We start from the raw sequence: 19,021 nt of genomic DNA, 5'->3' as shown, positions 1-19,021 counted from the left end.
GGGAGTCCCCGCGTGACCGAACCGACCGCCCCGGACAAGAAGCCCTTCCTGTACGTCGTCGTGTGCGCGGCGGGGGTGGCCTGTGACGTCGGCAAGCTGATCACAGCCGCCCAGGAGGCGAACTGGGATGTTGGCGTCATCGCCACACCGCAGGGATTTGGCTTCATCGACGCCACGGCGATCGAGGCACAGGCCGGCTACCTGATCCGCTCCGCCTGGCGTTCACCGGGAGACCCGCGCCCACTGCCCCCGGCGGACGCGATCACCGTGGCTCCGCCACCTTCAACACGATCAACAAGTGGGCCGCCGGGATCTCCGACACCCTCGCCCTGGGCATCCTGTGCGAGGCGTACGGCATGGGCATCCCGACCGTGGCACTGCCCTACCTGAACTCCGCCCAGGCTGCCCACCCCGCCTACCAGCAGAGCCTGGACCGGCTGCGGGGTATGGGGGTCCTGATCGGTTCCTGCGAACCGCACCGGCCGAGGGCTGGCGGCGCGGCGGATCTCTTCCGCTGGGACGAGGCGCTGGAGTTGCTGGAACCGATGGTCAGCACGGTGCGCTGACCCGGCACGAGTCTGAACACCAGGGTGGCCCCCGGCGAAGAAAGTTCACTGAGGAAACACGGGAGCGTTCATTCAGGAAACTCGCGCCCGCCGCGGCACCAAAAAGGGCGATGCCCGAAGACCCCGCCCGATCCACAGGAAGCCCAGTTCAGGGCCACACCAGGCAATAAGGCTGATGCCCCGCCTCATGCAGCCGGTGCGAGAAGTCCTGCCACTCGTGCAGCAGTTGGTACACGTTGAACGCGTCCCGGGGTCCGCCCCGGTCCGGGACCGTCGACCAGATGAAGGCGGCCGCGCCCACCGCCTCCTCGCCGATGCCCCGCAGGGGGTCGACGACGGTCATCGGGAGTTTGACCACCGCGTAGTCGGGGTGCAGGACGACCAGTTCGAGCGGCGGCACCTTGTGCAGGGGGACGCCTTCGATGCCCGTCAGGACCATCGCGGCCATGGTCTCCGGCTTTATCTTCGTGAACATGCCGTTCATGCCGAGCTCGTCGCCGCCGAGCTCCTCCGGACGCATCGAGATCGGGACGCGGGCCGCGGTGGCGCCGTCCGGCGCGCCGAAGTACTTGTACGTCACCCCCACCCGACCACCATTCCTGCTCCCGGCCCGAAGATCGTCCACTCGACGTTCAGTACGTCCGTCGAGCCGCTCCGGTTCACTCGGTGCACCCTGTGGCCGACGTGTCTCCTGCGTGTCCTCCGCCTCGCGCCGGTGCCTTCCCCGCCTGGCACGTCGAGGACCCAGGTCATCAGTCCCCTCGCCCAGTCCGCCACCGCGATGCATATCTCCACCCGACTGCTTTTCTAGGACGCGTCGCCCCCGCCGCGCAACCCGATCATCGTGTCAGTGACCTCCCCCGCGGCCGCCCGCCGAAACGTGCGCTGAATCATCTGACCGCAGGATCTTCGCAGCCTCCGACCACGGTGGACCGTTTGAGCTGCGTGATTCGGGTCCAGTCTCGCAGACGACCGGCGATCGCCGCCCGGATGCCGGGCCGGTCACCTCGGCCGTCCCTTCTTTCTTCTTCCCTGTCCTACCCTGAACAGGTCCCTCACCCCCGGATTCCGACGAGGTCGGAGAAGGTCGGAGAAGTCGCAGGTCATGAGCGAACTGGCATATCCGTATGAAGCACCGGCCTCGCAGGCTCTGTTCGACCGTGCGGCGGCCGTCACACCGGGTGGCGTGAACTCGCCGGTGCGGGCCTTCCGCGCGGTCGGCGGCACGCCGCGGTTCATGGTGTCCGGCACCGGCCCGTATCTGACGGACGCCGACGGGCGGGAGTACGTGGACCTCGTGTGCTCCTGGGGGCCCATGATCCTCGGGCACTCGCACCCCGAGGTGATCGCCGCCGTACAGGACGCCGTCTCCCGCGGCACGTCCTTCGGCACGCCCGGTGAGGGCGAGGTCGCGCTCGCGGAGGAGATGGTCGCCCGGGTCGCGCCGCTGGAGCAGGTGCGGCTCGTCTCCAGCGGGACCGAGGCGACCATGTCCGCCATCCGGCTCGCCCGCGGGTTCACGCGGCGCGCCAAGGTGATCAAGTTCGCCGGCTGCTACCACGGGCACGTCGACTCACTGCTCGCCGCCGCCGGCAGTGGCGTCGCGACCTTCGCGCTGCCCGACACCCCGGGCGTCACCGGCGCGCAGGCCGGTGACACCGTCGTCCTGCCGTACAACGACCTCGACGCCGTGCGGGCCGCCTTCGCCGCCCACCCGGGCGAGATCGCCTGCGTGATCACCGAGGCCTCCCCGGGCAACATGGGCGTCGTGCCGCCCGCGGACGGCTTCAACCAGGGGCTCAAGGACCTCTGCGCCGAGAACGGCGCCCTCTACATCTCCGACGAGGTCATGACCGGCTTCCGGACCAGCCGCGCCGGCTGGTTCGGGATCGACGGCGTGGTCCCCGACCTCATGACCTTCGGCAAGGTCATGGGCGGCGGCTTCCCGGCCGCCGCCTTCGGCGGGCGGGCGGAGGTGATGGCGCACCTCGCCCCGGCCGGGCCCGTCTACCAGGCCGGCACGCTCTCCGGTAACCCGGTGGCCACCGCGGCCGGGCTCGCCCAGCTGCGCCTCCTCGACGACGCCGCCTACGACAAGGTCAACGCCGTGTCGAAGGAGATCCAGGGCCTCGTCACCGACGCCCTGACCAAGGAGGGCGTCGCGCACCGGCTGCAGACCGCCTCCAACATGTTCTCCGTGTTCTTCACCGACCGTCCGGTGCGGAACTACGAGGACGCCAAGGCGCAGGAGTCGTTCCGCTTCACCGCCTTCTTCCACTCGCTGCTCGCGGACGGCGTCTACCTGCCGCCGTCGTCGTTCGAGTCCTGGTTCGTGTCCACCGCGCACGACGAGCGGGCCGTGCAGCGGATCGCCGACGCCCTCCCGGCGGCGGCCCGAGCGGCCGCGGAGGCCACGGCATGAGCGGCGGGAACAGCGGCGGCAACGGCGACATCACCGTCGTCCACGTCATGCGGCACGGCGAGGTGGCCAACCCGGACGGCATCCTCTACGGGCGGCTGCCCGGCTACCACCTCTCCGAGCTGGGCCGCAGGATGGCCGACCGGGTCGCCGAGCACCTGTCGGACCGTGATGTGACCCATGTCGTCGCCTCCCCGCTGGAGCGGGCGCAGGAGACGGCGGAGCCGATCGCCAAGGCGCACGGGCTGGATCTCGCCACCGACGAGCGGCTGATCGAGGCCGCCAACATCTTCCAGGGCAAGACGTTCGGCGTCGGGGACGGGGCGCTGCGCAAGCCCGGCAACTGGAGGCACCTGGTCAACCCGTTCCGTCCGTCCTGGGGCGAGCCGTACGTCGACCAGGTCGTACGGATGATGAACGCGCTGAGCGCGGCGAAGGACAAGGCCCGGGGGCACGAGGCGGTCGTGGTCAGCCACCAGCTGCCGATCTGGATCGTGCGGTCGTACGTCGAGCGGCGGCGGCTGTGGCACGATCCGCGCAAGCGGCAGTGCACGCTGGCGTCGCTGACGACGTTCACGTACCAGGGTGACCGGATCGTCTCCGTCGGCTACAGCGAGCCGGCCCGCGATCTCGTCCCGGCGCATCTCCTCGCCGGGGCCAAGCCGGTGAAGGGGCAGGCCAAGGCGTTCGGCGCCTGAGCCGCACGCCGGTCGCGTGAGGCGCACCCGGGTCGCGTAAGCCCTTTCTGTTCACCTCTGATCGCTTCGTTACGGAATCTGCAAGTTTCGACGGAACCTCCTCGTTCGTCGCGTCCTCTGACTGGGTGACCACCAGAGAACGTGACGAACGGGGATGCCATGCGCCCTTACTCCCGCAGGGGAATGCTCGGACTCGGCGCGGGGGCCGCGGCCGCCGTCTCGCTCGCCGGCTGCGGCGGCCTCACCGGGTCGGATGACTCCCGTCGCACCGATGGTTCCGGCAGCTCCGCACAGGGTGGCTCCAAGTCGAAGCCCAAGCCGGCCGCCCGGCCCATCGGCGACGGCTCCACCGCCTACACCGGCAAGCAGCCCCACCAGCCCGCCGAGCCCGAGCCGCTGGAGCCGGGTCAGACCCCGCCACAGTTCGTCGTGTTCTCCTGGGACGGCGCCGGCGAGGTCGGCAACGGCCTCTTCCCGCGCTTTTTGGACCTGGCCGAGGAACACGGCGCGAGCATGACCTTCTTCCTGTCCGGGCTGTACCTGCTGCCCGAGTCGAAGAAGCGCCGCTACGACCCGCCGAACAACCCGCGCGGCGCCTCCGACATCGGCTACCTCACCGACGAGCACATCAAGGACACGCTGAAGGGCCTCCGCCGGGCGTGGCTGGAGGGCCACGAGATCGGCACCCACTTCAACGGGCACTTCTGCGGCGAGTCCCGCGGCTCGGTCAAGAACTGGACGCCCCGGCAGTGGCGCAGCGAGATCGACCAGGCGAAGTCCTTCGTGAAGGAGTGGCGCACCAACACCGGGTGGACCGACCTGCCGTCGCTGCCGTTCGACTACGACAAGGAGCTCGTCGGCGGTCGTACGCCCTGTCTGCTCGGCCAGGACAACCTGCTGCCCACCGCCCGTGAGCTCGGCTGGCGCTACGACGCCTCCTCGCCCGGGGGCCGCCAGGTGTGGCCCGTCAAGCGCCAGGGGATCTGGGACCTGCCGTTGCAGCAGATACCTTTCCCCGGCCGCGGCTTCGAAGTTCTCGCCATGGACTACAACATGCTGGCGAACCAGTCCATCAGCACCACGAAGGCACCCGCGCACAACTACCCGGGCTGGCGGAAGCAGGCAGCCCAGGCGTACATCCAGGGATTCAAGCGGGCATATGAGACAAACCGGGCGCCCCTCTTCATCGGCAACCACTTCGAGCAGTGGAACGGCGGCATCTACATGGACGCCGTCGAGGAGGCCATCAAGTACATGGCGAGGGAGAAGGAGAAGGGCGCGGATGTGCGTCTCGTCTCCTTCCGGCAGTTCACCGACTGGCTGGACGCGCAGCGGCCCGAGGTGCTCGCCAAGCTCCGGACGCTCGAGGTCGGGCAGCAACCGGCAGGGGGCTGGAAGGGGTTCATCGAGAAGAACCCGCAGGAGGCCGGTACGCCCCCCCGAAACGCTGCCTGAAATGCGGTTTTCCGCCCGCAAGGGGGGCGGGCGGAAGCCCCGGAACCGGCATGCGAAACTTTTCACATGAGTGCCGCCAGTCGCGCCCCCCTGCGTTCGAACCGCACCCGCCGTGTCCGCCGCGCCGCCCTGACCGCCGGCGCCGCCCTGGCCGCGCTGCTCGTCTCCGCGTGCGGCTCCGGCGGCACCTCCGGCGGGGGCGGCAACACCAACTTCGTGACCGGCACCGACGGCATCGCCACGGTCGCCGAGGGCGAGCGCACCCCGGCTCCCGACCTGTCCGGCAAGACCATCGCGGGCAAGACCCTCGACGTCGCCGACTACAAGGGCAAGGTCGTCGTCCTCAACGTGTGGGGCTCCTGGTGCAACCCCTGCCGCGCCGAGGCCAAGTACTTCGCGAAGGTGTCCAAGGCGTACGCCGGCAAGGGCGTGCAGTTCGTCGGCATCAACACCCGCGACGCCACCTCCGGCGCCGCCCTCGCCTTCGAGAAGGACTTCGGCATCACCTACCCCAGCCTCTACGACCCCACCGGCAAGCTGCTGCTCCGCTTCAAGAAGGGCACCCTCAACCCGCAGGCGGTCCCCACCACCCTCGTCCTCGACCGGGACGGGAAGATCGCGGCCCGCTCGCTGTCCGCGCTCAGCGAGGAACGGCTGCTGAAGATGCTCAAGCCGGTCGTCGCGGAGAAGTGACGTGACCGCAGTCACCACGCTCGCCGCGGTCGCGGACCCCAGCGGCACGGTGCTCGAGGGGGCCCTGCTGGCGGCCCTGCCACTCGCGCTGCTCGGCGGCCTCGTCTCCTTCTTCTCCCCGTGCGTCCTGCCGCTGGTGCCCGGTTACCTGTCCTACGTCACCGGGGTCGCCGGCACCGACCTCGCCGAGGCCCGGCGCGGCCGGATGGTCGCGGGAGCCTCCCTGTTCGTGCTCGGCTTCACCGCCGTGTTCGTCTCCTCCGGGGCCCTGTTCGGCTACTTCGGCGCCACGCTCCAGGAGTACAAGGACGTCCTGTCCAAGGTGCTCGGCGTACTCATGATCCTCATGGGCGTCTTCTTCATGGGCCTCATGCCCTGGGCCACCCAGCGCGAGTTCCGTTTCCACCGCAGGCCGGCGACCGGGCTGGTCGGCGCGCCCCTGCTCGGGGCGCTGTTCGGGATCGGCTGGACGCCCTGCATCGGCCCCACCCTCGCCTCCGTGCTGGCCCTCTCCTCCGACCAGGGCAGCGCCGGGCGCGGCGCCGTCCTCACCGTCGCGTACTGTCTGGGCCTGGGCGTGCCGTTCGTGCTCGCCGCGGTCGCCTTCCGCAAGGCCCTCGGAGCCTTCGGGTGGATCAAGCGCCACTACGTCTGGGTGATGCGGATCGGCGGCACCATGATGATCGTGACCGGTCTGCTGCTGCTGACCGGCGCCTGGGACCGCATCGTGCAGGAGATGCAGGTCTGGTCCGACGGCTTCACTGTGGGGATCTGATCCATGAGCAAGACCACCGCCTCCGAACCGGCCCCGCCCGCACCCGAGGACCAGGACCTGGGCGCCGCCGGCTCCCAGCTGTCCACCGCCCCCACGGAGGAACCCGCCGGCCTGCCCTCGCTGGGCGTCATCGGCTGGGCCCGCTGGTTCTGGCGGCAGCTGACCTCCATGCGGGTCGCGCTGCTGCTGCTCCTGCTGCTCTCCCTCGGCGCGATCCCCGGCTCGCTCATCCCGCAGTCCGGCCAGGACGAGACGAAGGTCGCCGACTTCCGCGAGGGCAACCCCACCCTCGGTGACATCTACGACAAGCTCGGCCTGTTCCACGTCTACAGCTCGGTGTGGTTCTCCGCGATCTACATCCTGCTGTTCGTCTCCCTCATCGGCTGCATCGTGCCCCGCACCTGGCAGTTCGTGGGCCAGCTGCGCGGCCTGCCGCCGGGCGCTCCCAAGCGGCTGACCCGGCTGCCCGCCCACACCACCTGGCGCACCACCGCCGAACCCGAGCAGGTCCACAGCGCCGCCCTCGCCCTGCTGAAGAAGCGCCGCTTCCGCGCCCACCTCGCCGGTGACTCCGTCGCCGCCGAGAAGGGCTACCTGCGTGAACTGGGCAACCTCGTCTTCCACATCGCCCTCATCGTGATGCTGGTCGCCTTCGCCTGGGGCCAGCTCTACAAGTCCGAGGGCAACAAGCTGATCGTCGAGGGCGACGGCTTCTCCAACACCCTCACCCAGTACGACGACTTCAAGTCCGGCAACCTCTTCACGCCCGACGACCTGGTGCCGTTCAGCTTCAACCTGGACAAGTTCACCGGCACCTACGAGCGCACCGGCCCCAACAAGGGCACCCCGCGCACCTACCAGGCCGCGCTCGACTACAGCACGGGCCCCTACGGCAAGGACCGTAAGACCACCGTCAAGGTCAACCACCCGCTGGAGATCGGCGACGCCAAGGTCTACCTGGTCAGCCACGGCTACGCGCCCGTCATCACGGTCCGCGACGGCAAGGGCGAGGTCGTCTACGACAGCCCCGTACCGCTGCTGCCGCTCGACTCCAACGTCACCTCCTCCGGCGCCGTCAAGGTCCTCGACGGCTACCGCGACCCCCAGGGCAAGAAGGAACAGCTCGGCTTCAACGCCTTCTTCGTGCCGACCTTCGGCGGCGCCGCCAGCGGCACGATGCTGTCGCAGTTCCCGGCGCTGGACTCCCCGGTGCTCGCGCTGTCCGCCTACCACGGCGACCTGGGGGCCGACTCGGGCATCCCGCAGAGCGTGTACCAGATGGACAAGACCAACATGAAGGAGTTCAAGGACTCCCAGGGCAAGCTGTTCAAGAAGCTGCTGCGGCCCGGCGAGACCATGACGCTCCCGAACGGCGCCGGTTCGGTCACCTTCGGCAAGGACGTCAAGGAGTGGGCCGGCTTCCAGGTCGTCCAGGAGCCCGGCGGCGGCTGGGCCCTCACCGGGGCGATCGCCGCCATCGGCGGTCTCGCCGCCTCCCTGTTCATCCAGCGCCGCCGCGTCTGGGTGCGCGCGGTCAAGGGCGCCGACGGCGTCACCGTCGTCGAGATGGCGGGCCTCGGCCGCAGCGAGTCCGCCAAGGTGCCCGAGGAGCTCGGCGAACTCGCCGGGACGCTCTACGACCGGACACCGGCCGCGCCCGACGCCGACGGTCCCGCAGATTCGCCCGACCCCGACCCCGACCCCGACCAGGAGCCGGGCCACGACACCCCCGTACCCGCCGAAGGGGCTGAGCAGCAGTGACTCTCGCCGCCGCCACCAACGAAAACCTCGCGAACATCAGCAACGTGCTGATCTACTCCGCGATGGCCGTCTACACCCTGGCGTTCTTCGCGTACATCGCCGAATGGCTCTTCGGCAGCCGCAGCAAGGTCGCCAGGACCGCCGCCGCGCTCACCGCCGGGCCGGCCGGGGCGAAGCAGGCGCCCGCCGTCACCGCGAACCAGGCCGGCGGCACCGCCGTCCTGGAGCGGCCCAAGGTCACCGTGCGGGCGTCGGCCGGTCGGCGGGACGTGCCGGACGGGCCCGGGGCGCACGGCGGCGACGCGCAGGGCGACCTGTACGGCCGTATCGCCGTCTCCCTCACGGTCCTCGCCTTCCTGGTCGAGTCCGGTGGTGTGCTGGCCCGTGCCCTGTCGGTGGAGCGGGCGCCGTGGGGCAACATGTACGAGTTCAACATCACGTTCTCCACGGTCGCCGTCGGTGTGTACCTCCTGCTGCTGGCGCTGCGCAAGAACGTCCGCTGGCTCGGCCTGTTCCTGATCACCACGGTCCTGCTGGACCTCGGCCTCGCGGTCACCGTCCTCTACACGGCCAGCGACCAGCTGGTCCCCGCCCTGCACTCGTACTGGCTGTACATCCACGTCTCGACCGCGATCTTCTGCGGCGCGGTCTTCTACGTCGGCGCGGTCTCCACCGTCCTGTACCTCTTCAAGGACTCCTACGAGAACAAGCTCGCCACCGGCGGCCGTCCCGGCACCTTCGCCACCTCCGTCCTGGAGCGGCTGCCGTCGTCGGCCTCCCTCGACAAGTTCTCCTACCGCGTCAACGCCGCCGTCTTCCCGCTGTGGACGTTCACGATCATCGCGGGCGCCATCTGGGCCGGTGACGCCTGGGGCCGCTACTGGGGCTGGGACCCGAAGGAGACCTGGTCGTTCATCACCTGGGTCGCCTACGCCGGCTACCTGCACGCCCGCGCCACGGCCGGCTGGAAGGGCCGCAAGGCCGCCTACCTGGCCCTCCTCGCCTTCGGCTGCTGGCTGTTCAACTACTACGGCGTGAACATCTTCGTCTCCGGCAAGCACTCGTACGCGGGCGTGTGACCGGGGCACGGACAGCATGGATCCGGCTCACCCGAACCTCGCCCCAAGCCGGCGCCTCGGCGTCGGCGGCCGCCGCGCCGGCTTCCGAGGCGCCCCCTCCCCGCACCTCACCTGATCTCCTCCTGCCGTGCCGACAGGACCATCGACAGCAGATCGGCCACCCCCTCCTCCTCGTTGCTGGGGAGGATCAGGTCGGCGCACCGGCGCACCGACGGGTGGGCGTTGGCGACCGCAGCGGCGAGGCCGGCCGCGCGCAGCATCGGCAAGTCGTTGGGCATGTCGCCGACCGCGGCAACAGCGGCGACCCGTATCGCGTGGTGGTCGGCCAGCCAGCGCAGAGCCGCCCCCTTGTCCACGCCGGTCGGCGCGACCTCCAGGAAGTAGGGCGTGGACCAGGTCGCGAGGACGCCGTCGCCGGGGTGGACCAGACGACGCGCCAGCGACGGTCCCACCAGGTCGGGGTGCACGGCCAGAATCTTGAGCACGCCGTCGCCCGGGATCGGCACCTCGGCGACGTCCGGAACGCACGCGTGCTGCCAGCAGTCCGGTACCAGCTTCTCGAATCCCCGTTCCAGGAAAAGTCCGTGCAAGGTGTCCACTCCGAGCACCACGCCGGGCAGCCGGGCGCGCAATCGGGCGAGGGCCGTGCGGGCCCGGCGGCGGGAGAAGCCCCGGCAGCGCAGCGGCTTCCCGGTCGCGACCTCCGCCACGACTGCTCCGTTGCTGCACACCACCAAGCCGTCCGTGCCGATGTCACGGCAGACGGACAGCGCGTCGCGCAGGGGACGGCCGGTCACACACACCACTGGGACGCCGCATCGCGCCGCTTCGGTGAGCGCGGCGTGGGTCAGAGGTCCGACGGCGCCCCGCTCATTGAGCAGTGTGCCGTCGAGATCGGTGCAGACCAGACGGATGCGGTCCGGCGCGCTCACGGTGTGGACCGCCTGGCCGATACGGGAGTTCCGCGGACCGGCGCCCGCACCTTGAGACGCACGGGCCGGTCCTGGTGCAGCCACACCTCGACCCAGCCCTCGCGGACAAGGCGCTGCCGCGCGGGCGCCGCGATCAGCGCGATCCAGACCCAGTTGCTGTCGGGGTCCAGGAGCCAGGGGATCGTGCCCGGCGGTGCGGCGGGCGCGCCTTCCTCGCCGCGCCGGGCCGGCGGCACCATGCCCACCAGGATCGAAGGGACGTCGAAGACGTCCAGGGAGACCGGGCGTCCGCTGATGTCCAGGGAGATCCACAGGCGGGAGGCGAAGCCGATCTGCACTCCGCCGCTCGCCGAGAACGGCGCGTCGGACACGTTGCCGACGGCGGAGATCAACCCCACTGCGAGGTCCCAACTCGTGTCAACGGTGCTCTCTGCGGTGACCGCGTCCAACTGCTTGTTCTGCTCGGTCATGCCTCTCCTTCGCCACATCGGTGTGCGGACGTCCCAAGGCGGACGGACGACAAGGCCGTGCGTTCGTACGCGTTGCGAAGCGGCTTCGTAAGGTGCCGCGCGCTGTCAGACGGCCTGAAGCCGGTCCAGCCCGGACACCGCCGGGCGGGCGGGGATGCGGGCGGGCCGGAGTTCGAGCTCGCCGACGACAGTGTCATCCGGCGCCTCCAGCGCCCAGCGCACGGCCTGTGCCACTGACGAGGTGGCCATCTTCATCGGTGAGTCGTCACCAGGTAAGTTGGCGATGGCCCCCGGGCTGATCAGGGTGGTGCAGACGCCGTGCACTCGTTCCTCCAGCAGCAGCACCTCGGCGAGTGCCTTGAGCGATGCCTTCGTCATGCAGTAGGCGGCCCCGCCTTCGAAGAAGCGGCTGCCCGCGTGGCTGCCCATCAGGACGATTCGGCCCCCGCCGCGGCGCAGGTGCGGCAAAGCCGACTGCACCAGTGCCAGCACCGACGTGAGATTGACGTCGACCGCCTCCCGCCAGTCGTCAAGGGGGAGCGAGGCGACGTCGCCGAGGGCGCGTACGACTCCGCCGGTCACCACTGCGTCCAGGCCGCCGGCGGCCTTGGCGACCCGGTCGACGGCGAGGCCGACCTGCTCGGGATGTCGCAGGTCGCAGATGACCTCGTGCATCCAGGGCAGTCGTGCGGGTGTCCGGGAGAGGGCGTGAACACGCCACCCAGAGGCATGCAGCTCCTCGGCCACCGCCCGGCCGGTGCCGCGGTTGGCCCCGGTCAGCAGCACGACGGGATCATCCGTGTGGGGCGCGCGGGCGTCCTTCCTCGTCGCGCCGATGTCGTCCGCGGCCGCGCTCATCCCCGTATCCTGCGCACCAGGTCCGTCCAGGCACGCACCACTGTGCTCTCGTCGGCGCCCTGCCGGAACAGGTCCTTGTCCAGTGGATTGCCGGCCTCGTCACGCAGCCGCATGCAGTCAGGCGACACTTCGGAATTGACGACGGGTCCACCGTCCGCGCCGACACCCACCACCAGGCAGAAGTCCCACAGGTCGAGCGGCGCCAGCCAAGACCGCAGCGCGTCGTTGCACTGGAGCGCGCACTCGCGGAAGGCCGTGACGTCCACGCCCGCCGCGCGGAGGTAGTCCTCGCCGATCGGCTGATCCTCAGGATCGATCCGGTAGTCGAACTTCACCACCGGGGGCTGGAACCGGTGACCCTCAGGGAAGAGCCCGGGGTACTTACGCACGGTGGAACCGGTGGCGACGTTCTTCACGATGACCTCGAACGGCGGTGCCGGCACGTAGTCCGCCCGGTAGGAGATGGAGTCGAGCCGTTCCCTGAAGACTGTTCTCACGCCCTTGCCGGCGAGACGTTCGGCCGCTGCCTCGTAGAAGTCGAGGCGGAGCGCCGCGGTCTGCGGCATCAGGGCGTCCCGGTCGTACGTGAAGCTGCGCAGGCTCGGTATCAATTCGACATCGCAGGTACCGTCGCCGTTCATCCAGAGTTTCTTACTCCGGCCCTCGACATCGGGCAGACGTGTGCGCTTCGTCATCTCCGCATCTCCTTTTACGGTTCTGTCGATTGAGCGGGGAATTTACCTCATCGGACAGGCCGCTTCCCATGGTGTCTGCGGAAATGTACGCAGCCTGTACGGGGCTTGTACGTGGCCGAGGCAATATGGCGGAGGCACATCGCGGAACGTTGTCTTCCCTTAGGAGGGAACGTCGGAATGGCGCAGGGCCAGAGTGCGCAGCACAGCAACACTGAAATACCTGACGAGCTACGAGGAAAGACCCCCGGCCGGCATTACGGGACGGCCGGGACGAAGCTTCTGTTCGAGGATGACAGCACTCGGGTGTGGCTGCTTGAGCTGCAGCCGGGCGAAGCCAGCGAATGGCACGAGCATCCCTGGGACTACGTATTCGTTGTCGACCACCCCGGTCAGGTGCGGCTGGAGTACGAGGACGGCGAAATAGAGGACCAGGATGACTTCATCGGCGAGGTGGTGCACCGTCGGCGTGGAAAGCCGCACCGGTTGGTGAACCGAGGTGACCGTTTCTACCGGAACGTGGTCATCGAATTCCTCGGGCAGGCTCCGCCGGCGAAGTGGCCGCCCGCCGACACGAAGTGAACGCACCGCCGGCTGGAGCGTGTCCCCACGGACCGCCGAACCGGCCGGAGAAGACGACAGCGAAGTCGATCCCACAGCAGGAGGCCCAGCATGACCAGCATCGCTCAGTGGCTCGAAGAGAACGTGACGACCGACAAGCGAGCCCTGGACTGGTATCAGGAGGAGGAGTGCGAGCCCCGCATCGTCCGTGCCTACCGCGAGCTGCTCAGCGGTTACGACATCGACACGTCGAAGATCCTCAAGACGACCGTCGAGATTGAAGGTGAGCATGCGGGCGTGGTCCGGGTGCACGACATCAACTACTTCTCCATCTGCGCCCACCACTTCCTGCCGTTCTTCGGAAAGATAGCCATCTCGTACGTCCCCGGCGACCGCATCCTCGGCCTCGGCAAGTTCCCGAGGCTCGTGCAGGCGTACAGCAGGCGGTTCCAGATCCAGGAGCACCTGGTGAAGGAGATCGCCGAGGAGATCATGAGCTCCGGGGGTGCTCGCGCCGCGAGGGTCGTCTCCAACGGACGGCACATGTGCATGTGCAGCCGTGGCCCGTCCGATCAGACCGTGATCACCGACACCTCCTACGTCACCGGTGACAAGGATCTGTTCATCCGCTACGGCCTGGACGTCTGACGACCCGTCCCCGCCACGGGCACCGCGCGGCAGACATGCCACAGGGCTGTCTGCCGCGCGGCCGAGTACGGCGTCCGTCCCGGCCGGCGACTGTGTGAGGAGAGGCGATGCGGCTCGACTTCCTGCCCCCGCGAGCACTGACCGACGGGGCCGTGCACCACTACTGTCTCCAGTGCCACGAGGACGCGGTTAAGTGGCGCACCACGGACGGCCGGCGGCACTGTGTGTGCGGTGCCTGCGGAGCGGTGCGGGACCGAGCGCTGGTACTCGACCCGGCGGTCACCTGGTGGACGGATGAGGACGGCGAGTACTGGCACGCTACGGCGGGCGTCTTCGTGCGGGACCCGCGCGGACGCTTCCTCTTCTTCGACCGGACGGCGTTTCCTTTCGGCCTGACGATCCCGGCCGGACACGTGGATCGGGGCGAGGCGCCGCACCTGGCCGCGGCGCGCGAACTGGAAGAGGAGACCGGACTGGCCGCGCGCCCATTGAGGTTCGTCGGCCGAACACCCATCCTGGGCGATGGGTGCCGCCGGGGTGCCGACGCTCATGTGTGGCAGGTCTACCACTGTGAGGCAGGCGACGGCGGCGAGGCCGCGGTGCGCCTCGGCCCGGAGGGTGCCACCGCCGTCTGGCTCACCCCGGCAGAGGCGTTGAAGCGCCCCCTCACTCTCGCTGTGCGTAAGGTCCTTGGCACGCACATGCATGAACTCGCCACTTTCTGACAGGGGCCGACGAGCGCCAGTTCTTTGACCAGCATTCTTGCGGTCAGAGGGGTGCGACCGGTGGCCGGTCTCTCACGGGCCCCACTCCACCGACGGACCAACGCGCCTACGATTGCCCGGAGTTCGATCAAGCCCGGAGGCGTCCTGAGCCGTCTGGGTGAGCGGGGAAAGGTTCCTTCGGTGACTATCGACGAACCAACGCGAGCAGGTCGGCGGGAGTGGATGGGACTCGCAGTCCTTGCGCTGCCGACGATCCTCATCGGTCTCGACATGTCCGTGCTGCACTTGGCCGCCCCTGAGCTCAGCGAGAGTCTGAGGCCGAGCAGCGCGCAGTTGCTCTGGATCGTCGACATCTACGGGTTCCTGGTCGCGTCGTTCCTCGCCACCATGGGGACTCTCGGGGATCGGATCGGCCGGCGGAAACTGCTGCTCATCGGCGCCGCAGCGTTCGCCGCCGCGTCGCTGCTCGCCGCCTATGCGACCGGAGCGGCGATGTTGATCGCGGCGCGGGCCCTCCTGGGTATCGCGGGTGCGACCCTCATGCCGTCCACCTTGTCGCTGATCAGCAATATATTCCGCGATCCGAACCAGCGACGGTTCGCCATCGCGGTGTGGATGACCAACTTCAGCGTCGGCGGGATGATCGGCCCAATTGTCGGCGGCGTGCTTCTGGAGCACTTCTGGTGGGGGTCGGTGTTCCTGGTCGGTGTGCCGGTGGGAGTGATCCTCCTGATCGTCGGCCCCGTACTGCTGCCCGAGTACCGCGATCCCCAGCCGGGCCGGTTGGACCCGCTCAGCGTCGTCCTGTCCATCGTGACGGTGCTGCCGGTTGTCTACGGCTTCAAGCAGGTGGCGCAGGACGGTGTCCGCGCGACGTCGCTGCTGGCCGTCGCCCTCGGAGTGGTTTTCGGAGGCGTCTTCGTACGCCGCCAGTTGCGGATCACCAACCCCATGCTCGACCTGCGGCTCTTCAGCCGGCCCGGATTCTCGGTGGCGCTCGGGGGCCAGACGATGGGTCTCTTCGTCGTGACCGGGACACAATTCCTGGTCCTCCAGTACTTTCAGCTCGTTCTGGGGCTCTCCCCCCTCGCCGCCGGTCTGTGGGCGCTGCCCGCGATGGTGGCGGGGGTGGTGGGCACCCTCCTCGCGCCGGCCGCTGCCGCCAAGCTGCATCCCGGCAGGGTCATGGCGGGCGGCTTCGCGCTCGCCGTGCCCGGGCTCTTACTGATCAGCCTGGCGGGCCCGGTCTCCGGCTTCGCGCTCACCGTCATCGGCTTCGCCGTCCTTTCCTTCGGGGTCCAGGCGGCACTCGCCCTCACCAACGACGTCATCATCAGCAGTGCGCCTCCGGAACGCGCGGGCAACGCCTCGGGCCTTGGGGAGACGGGCGCCGAACTCGGCAACGCACTGGGCGTGGCAGCGTTCGGCTCGGTGGCCACCGCGTTCTACGGAGCACGGATGATCGGCGACGCCCTGCCTGAGGGCGTCCGGCCAGAGCTGGCCGATCTCGCCCGGTCCACGCTTGCGGGCGCCACCGAGGCCGCCGGCCGCCTGCCGGACGCGGTCGGCGACGAGATGCTCGCGACCGCCCGGGCCGCCTTCACCGGCGGCATGCACGCGTCGGCGCTGTGCGGCGTCGGCATCCTGGTGCTGCTGACGCTGGCCAGCCTGAACCTGGCGCGCCGGTCCCTCGACGACGCTGCGGGAACGGCGAAGGACGTCACGGGGACGGAGCCGGACAAGACGGCGAAGCGGGACGAAGTGAACGGGGACCCTCCGGTGGAGGCGGGGACCGGCAGAGGGGCTCCGCCCGGCCGCCGTTCCCCCGACTGACCGCCGGACAGCGGAAGAACCGCAGTCGCCCCGACCGCCCGGCCACGCCGCTACCGCGAATTACGCACTGGTGCAATACGGCGCGATGGAACCGGTCCGGCTTCGGAGGGCTCTCTTCGGCATGCCTGTCAGCGCCCGAAAGGAAGTAGATAACTGCATCTACGATCCTTCGGGATGAGATCGTCATTGTTTAAGTCGGGAGGGTGTGGAGATGTATTCTCGGGTGCCGCTGTACAGCGGGACACCCGTGCAAGAAGAGTGATGGAGGCTGCTATGAGGTTCAGTGTCCTCGGCCCGCTGGAAGTGTCTTCCGACGACGGAATTCCTCTGAGACTCGGTGGTTTGAGACAGCGAGTCGTACTGGCCACGCTTCTGATAAATGCGAATCACTTGGTGGCAGTGCCCCATCTAGTGGAAGCCGTGTGGTGCGAAAAGCCTCCGCCCTCGGCGGCCGTCAACATCCGAGGATATATCAGCGCGTTACGCCGATTACTCCGAGATGGTGAGAACGACGAGGGCCATGTACAGCCGCGGCTTGCCACGCTGACGGGCGGATACCTGCTGCGCGCGGGCACGTCCGAGCTGGATTTCTCCTTGTTCATGAACCGATTACGGCAGGGCGAGCGGGAGATTGCAGCGGGACAGGTCGAAAAGGCTGCCCAGAGCCTCCAGTCCGCCCTGGACCTCTGGCGCGGGAATCCGCTCGAAGGGCTCCCCGTGCCGCTGACCGTCCATGCCGAGCTGGAACGCATGACGGAACTTCGACTGCTTACCGTGGAACGCGCCGCCCAGGCGCGACTCGATCTGGGACAGGCGGACGCTCTCGTACCGGAGCTGTCCACTCTCACCAGACAGCACCCGTTCCGAGAACGGCTGTGGGAGCTGCTGATCGTCGCCTTGCACCGGACGGGACGCCAGGCGGACGCCCTCGCCGCATACGCACGGGTGAGGCGAATGCTCGTCGAGGAGCTGGGGATCGACCCGAGCGACCGGCTGAAACGGCTGGAGCAGCAGATTCTCCGCGGCAACCCCAGTCTGGACACCCTCGCGACGGCGGCCAACCCACCAGTCGTATCAGGACCGCCCCAGTGGCACGCCTCCCATCGCACGGTCCGCCGTGTCAGGGTGCCGTCCGGGGCCCCCGGCTGCCCCGACTGGGCATGCGGCCCGGAGCTACTGGAGCGCTGCAGGCCATGAGCCTCGTCGCGGAGCCGGGGAGTCGCGCCGCTGGCGCGGTGACCCGTCGATCGAGGCTGCTGCGCATCCCCGTTGGAGGCAAACGCTTCAGGCCGTGCATCGAGGACGTCATCGAGGAGCGTCTGGAGGACCTCGGCGAGTAGCGCGGGCGAGGTACCGCGTGGCAGGGCCGGTTCGACGCCCCACTCGACCTGGCCGGGCGGGGCGTCGTGCCGTGCCGCTCAGAGCTGACGAGCCGTGCCCGCCACGATGTCCCGCAGCCGCTCGACGTACAGCCGCATGTTCTTCTGGGCGATGTCGGTGTCCGGGTAGCGGGCGGCGAACCACAGGCCTTCGTGGAGGCGGGTGATCCAGGCGCAGACCTGGTCGCCGTAGGACACCCGGAGCAGCCCGTACGCCGTCCGGTCCGTCCAGTCCTGAGAGCCGGGGATGGCGCGCGTGTCGACGAACGACACGATCGAGTACAGGTCGGGGGAGGTGGGGCGGAAGTCGGCGCCGAGCAGGTGCAGGACGCGGGCGAGGGGGATGCGGGCCAGCCTGCGGTTGGCCTGGAGGGCGGCGCGTACGGTGCGCAGGGCGCTCGGGAAGTCGGACGCCTCGGACAGCGGAACCTCGATCGGGGCGCCGCCCACGTACCAGCCGACCGACTGCGACCACTGGGACTTCACCCGGGTGTGGAACGGCACGACCGTGCGGTAGACGGACTCGCCGCCGACCTCGTGGACGAAGAGGGCGGTGGCGGCCAGAACACCGACCAGGCTCCCGCCGTACGGGCGGCAGTACGACTCGAACGCGGCGGCGGCGTCCGCGTCCACCATCATCTCGCGCATGAACTTCTGCGTGGGCAGCCCGCCGCCGGGTTCCAGGCCCAGATCCACGGGGAAGGCCGGCAGCCGTCCGTCGCAGCGCTGGATGAACTCCCGCCAGCGGGCGACGATCTCGTGGTCCGCGTCGATGCGGTCCGCGTCCGCGCGCTCGGCCTCGCAGAAGTCGACGTAGCTGCTCACCGGCTCCGGCCCCACGGCGCCGCCCGCGACCGCGGCCCGGTACAGCTCGTGGATCTCGGCGGGGATGCGGTGGATGGAGTAGGCGTCGACGTTGCTGTGGTCGAAGGCCATGTACACGCTGGTGCAGTCGTCCCGGACGACCGCCGTGTAGATGAGGTTGGGCCAGCGCAGGGCGTCCGCCGTGGTGTCGAAACGGTCCTGCAGGTGCTGGGCCAGGGCCGCCGCGTCGGTGAAGTCGCCGACGTCCTCGCGGTGCAGCCAGACGGCGTCCGGGTCGAGCGTGAAGCGGCGGATCGAGTCGCCGGGCCCGCCCGCCCAGCGGAAGCCGCTGCGCAGCGTCTCGTGCCGCAGCGTCCAGCCGCGCAGCGCCTCGCCCAGCGCGTCCAGGTCGGCCCGCCCCGGGATGTCGAACGCCGCGCCCAGCCAGGTCGGCACGAACAGACCGTCCTCGCGCACGGACCGGGCCGTCCGGATGTGTGACTCCTGGATGTACGCCGGTGGTCTGGAGTCCTCCGGCAGGGCCTTCGCCGTCGCGACGGTCGCCGGACTGAGTGTCCACTCGAAGAGGCGCCCAGGTCGGACCTCGCAGCGCTGGATATCAGTCATTCGCACAGGACGTCTCCGTTCGCAGGTGGGATAGACCCGACCAAAC

Annotated in this window: 18 protein-coding genes and 1 pseudogene; 13 read left to right on the top strand and 6 right to left on the bottom strand. The window is 69.3% G+C overall.

The features are described from left to right. The first annotated feature begins 12 nt into the window (after positions 1-12). Positions 13-566: pseudogene (locus IE212_RS03200) on the top strand (flavoprotein). 148 nt (positions 567-714) lie between these two features. Here the strand turns inward: IE212_RS03200 and IE212_RS03195 are convergent. Further along, positions 715-1,152 (bottom strand): hypothetical protein, encoded by a 438-nt coding sequence (locus tag IE212_RS03195; protein ID WP_003974483.1) that lies wholly within the window; start codon positions 1,150-1,152, stop codon positions 715-717. Between the two features lie 519 nt (positions 1,153-1,671). Between IE212_RS03195 and hemL the strand changes: the two genes are divergently transcribed. From hemL to ccsB, 7 genes are all read left to right on the top strand, one after another. Then, entirely contained in the window at positions 1,672-2,988 is a 1,317-nt protein-coding gene (hemL, locus tag IE212_RS03190; RefSeq protein WP_190196082.1) for a glutamate-1-semialdehyde 2,1-aminomutase, read from the top strand. Beyond that, positions 2,985-3,683 carry a histidine phosphatase family protein gene (locus IE212_RS03185; protein ID WP_190196081.1) on the top strand — a complete coding sequence of 233 codons (699 nt, stop codon included), beginning with the start codon at positions 2,985-2,987 and terminating at the stop codon, positions 3,681-3,683. Before hemL ends, IE212_RS03185 begins: the two co-directional genes overlap by 4 nt. Positions 3,684-3,842: 159 nt before the next feature. Next, a complete protein-coding gene (locus IE212_RS03180; protein ID WP_229864003.1) occupies positions 3,843-5,138 on the top strand; it encodes a polysaccharide deacetylase family protein in 1,296 nt (431 codons plus the stop codon). Positions 5,139-5,204: 66 nt separating this feature from the next. Then, entirely contained in the window at positions 5,205-5,831 is a 627-nt protein-coding gene (locus IE212_RS03175) for a TlpA family protein disulfide reductase (protein WP_190196080.1), read from the top strand. A 1-nt stretch (position 5,832) separates the two neighbouring features. Further along, the gene (locus IE212_RS03170) at positions 5,833-6,606 is read left to right on the top strand and encodes a cytochrome c biogenesis CcdA family protein (protein WP_190196079.1); all 774 of its coding nucleotides are present in this window, start codon (positions 5,833-5,835) and stop codon (positions 6,604-6,606) included. Between the two features lie 3 nt (positions 6,607-6,609). Then, complete coding sequence (gene resB / locus IE212_RS03165) at positions 6,610-8,367, top strand: cytochrome c biogenesis protein ResB (RefSeq protein ID WP_190196078.1); 1,758 nt, start codon at positions 6,610-6,612, stop codon at positions 8,365-8,367. Continuing rightward, a complete protein-coding gene (gene ccsB / locus IE212_RS03160; RefSeq protein ID WP_190196077.1) occupies positions 8,364-9,446 on the top strand; it encodes a c-type cytochrome biogenesis protein CcsB in 1,083 nt (360 codons plus the stop codon). The genes resB and ccsB overlap by 4 nt, the downstream gene beginning before the upstream one ends. Positions 9,447-9,553: 107 nt before the next feature. On the opposite strand, the gene IE212_RS03155 is transcribed toward ccsB, so the two are convergent. From IE212_RS03155 to IE212_RS03140, 4 genes are all read right to left on the bottom strand, one after another. After that, complete coding sequence (locus tag IE212_RS03155) at positions 9,554-10,378, bottom strand: HAD family hydrolase (RefSeq protein ID WP_190196076.1); 825 nt, start codon at positions 10,376-10,378, stop codon at positions 9,554-9,556. Further along, positions 10,375-10,848, bottom strand: coding sequence for a hypothetical protein (locus IE212_RS03150; protein ID WP_190196075.1), 474 nt, complete (start codon positions 10,846-10,848; stop codon positions 10,375-10,377). The genes IE212_RS03155 and IE212_RS03150 overlap by 4 nt, the downstream gene beginning before the upstream one ends. Positions 10,849-10,953: 105 nt before the next feature. Continuing rightward, positions 10,954-11,706: an SDR family NAD(P)-dependent oxidoreductase gene (locus IE212_RS03145; RefSeq protein WP_190196074.1), complete on the bottom strand. Its 753-nt coding sequence runs from the start codon at positions 11,704-11,706 to the stop codon at positions 10,954-10,956. Further along, positions 11,703-12,401, bottom strand: a complete 699-nt coding sequence (locus IE212_RS03140; protein ID WP_190196073.1) for a phosphoribosylaminoimidazolesuccinocarboxamide synthase — start codon at positions 12,399-12,401, stop codon at positions 11,703-11,705. Before IE212_RS03140 ends, IE212_RS03145 begins: the two co-directional genes overlap by 4 nt. A gap of 177 nt (positions 12,402-12,578) precedes the next feature. Between IE212_RS03140 and IE212_RS03135 the strand changes: the two genes are divergently transcribed. From IE212_RS03135 to IE212_RS03115, 5 genes are all read left to right on the top strand, one after another. Further along, positions 12,579-12,980: a cupin domain-containing protein gene (locus IE212_RS03135; protein WP_190196072.1), complete on the top strand. Its 402-nt coding sequence runs from the start codon at positions 12,579-12,581 to the stop codon at positions 12,978-12,980. Positions 12,981-13,070: 90 nt separating this feature from the next. Then, the gene (folE, locus tag IE212_RS03130; protein WP_190196071.1) at positions 13,071-13,607 is read left to right on the top strand and encodes a GTP cyclohydrolase I; all 537 of its coding nucleotides are present in this window, start codon (positions 13,071-13,073) and stop codon (positions 13,605-13,607) included. Between the two features lie 107 nt (positions 13,608-13,714). Then, positions 13,715-14,332, top strand: a complete 618-nt coding sequence (locus IE212_RS03125) for an NUDIX hydrolase (RefSeq protein ID WP_190196070.1) — start codon at positions 13,715-13,717, stop codon at positions 14,330-14,332. Between the two features lie 222 nt (positions 14,333-14,554). After that, a complete protein-coding gene (locus IE212_RS03120) occupies positions 14,555-16,165 on the top strand; it encodes an MFS transporter (protein ID WP_190196069.1) in 1,611 nt (536 codons plus the stop codon). Positions 16,166-16,438: 273 nt separating this feature from the next. Then, positions 16,439-17,362, top strand: a complete 924-nt coding sequence (locus tag IE212_RS03115) for an AfsR/SARP family transcriptional regulator (RefSeq protein WP_190196068.1) — start codon at positions 16,439-16,441, stop codon at positions 17,360-17,362. Between the two features lie 221 nt (positions 17,363-17,583). On the opposite strand, the gene IE212_RS03110 is transcribed toward IE212_RS03115, so the two are convergent. Continuing rightward, positions 17,584-18,981, bottom strand: a complete 1,398-nt coding sequence (locus IE212_RS03110; RefSeq protein ID WP_190196067.1) for a condensation domain-containing protein — start codon at positions 18,979-18,981, stop codon at positions 17,584-17,586. Between the last annotated feature and the right edge of the window lie 40 nt (positions 18,982-19,021).

The sequence above is a fragment of the Streptomyces djakartensis genome (assembly GCF_014651075.1).
Classification (GTDB): Bacteria; Actinomycetota; Actinomycetes; order Streptomycetales; family Streptomycetaceae; genus Streptomyces; species Streptomyces djakartensis.
The sequence above is the reverse complement of the archived record's forward strand: the minus strand, read 5'-3'. Positions and strand labels throughout refer to the sequence as shown.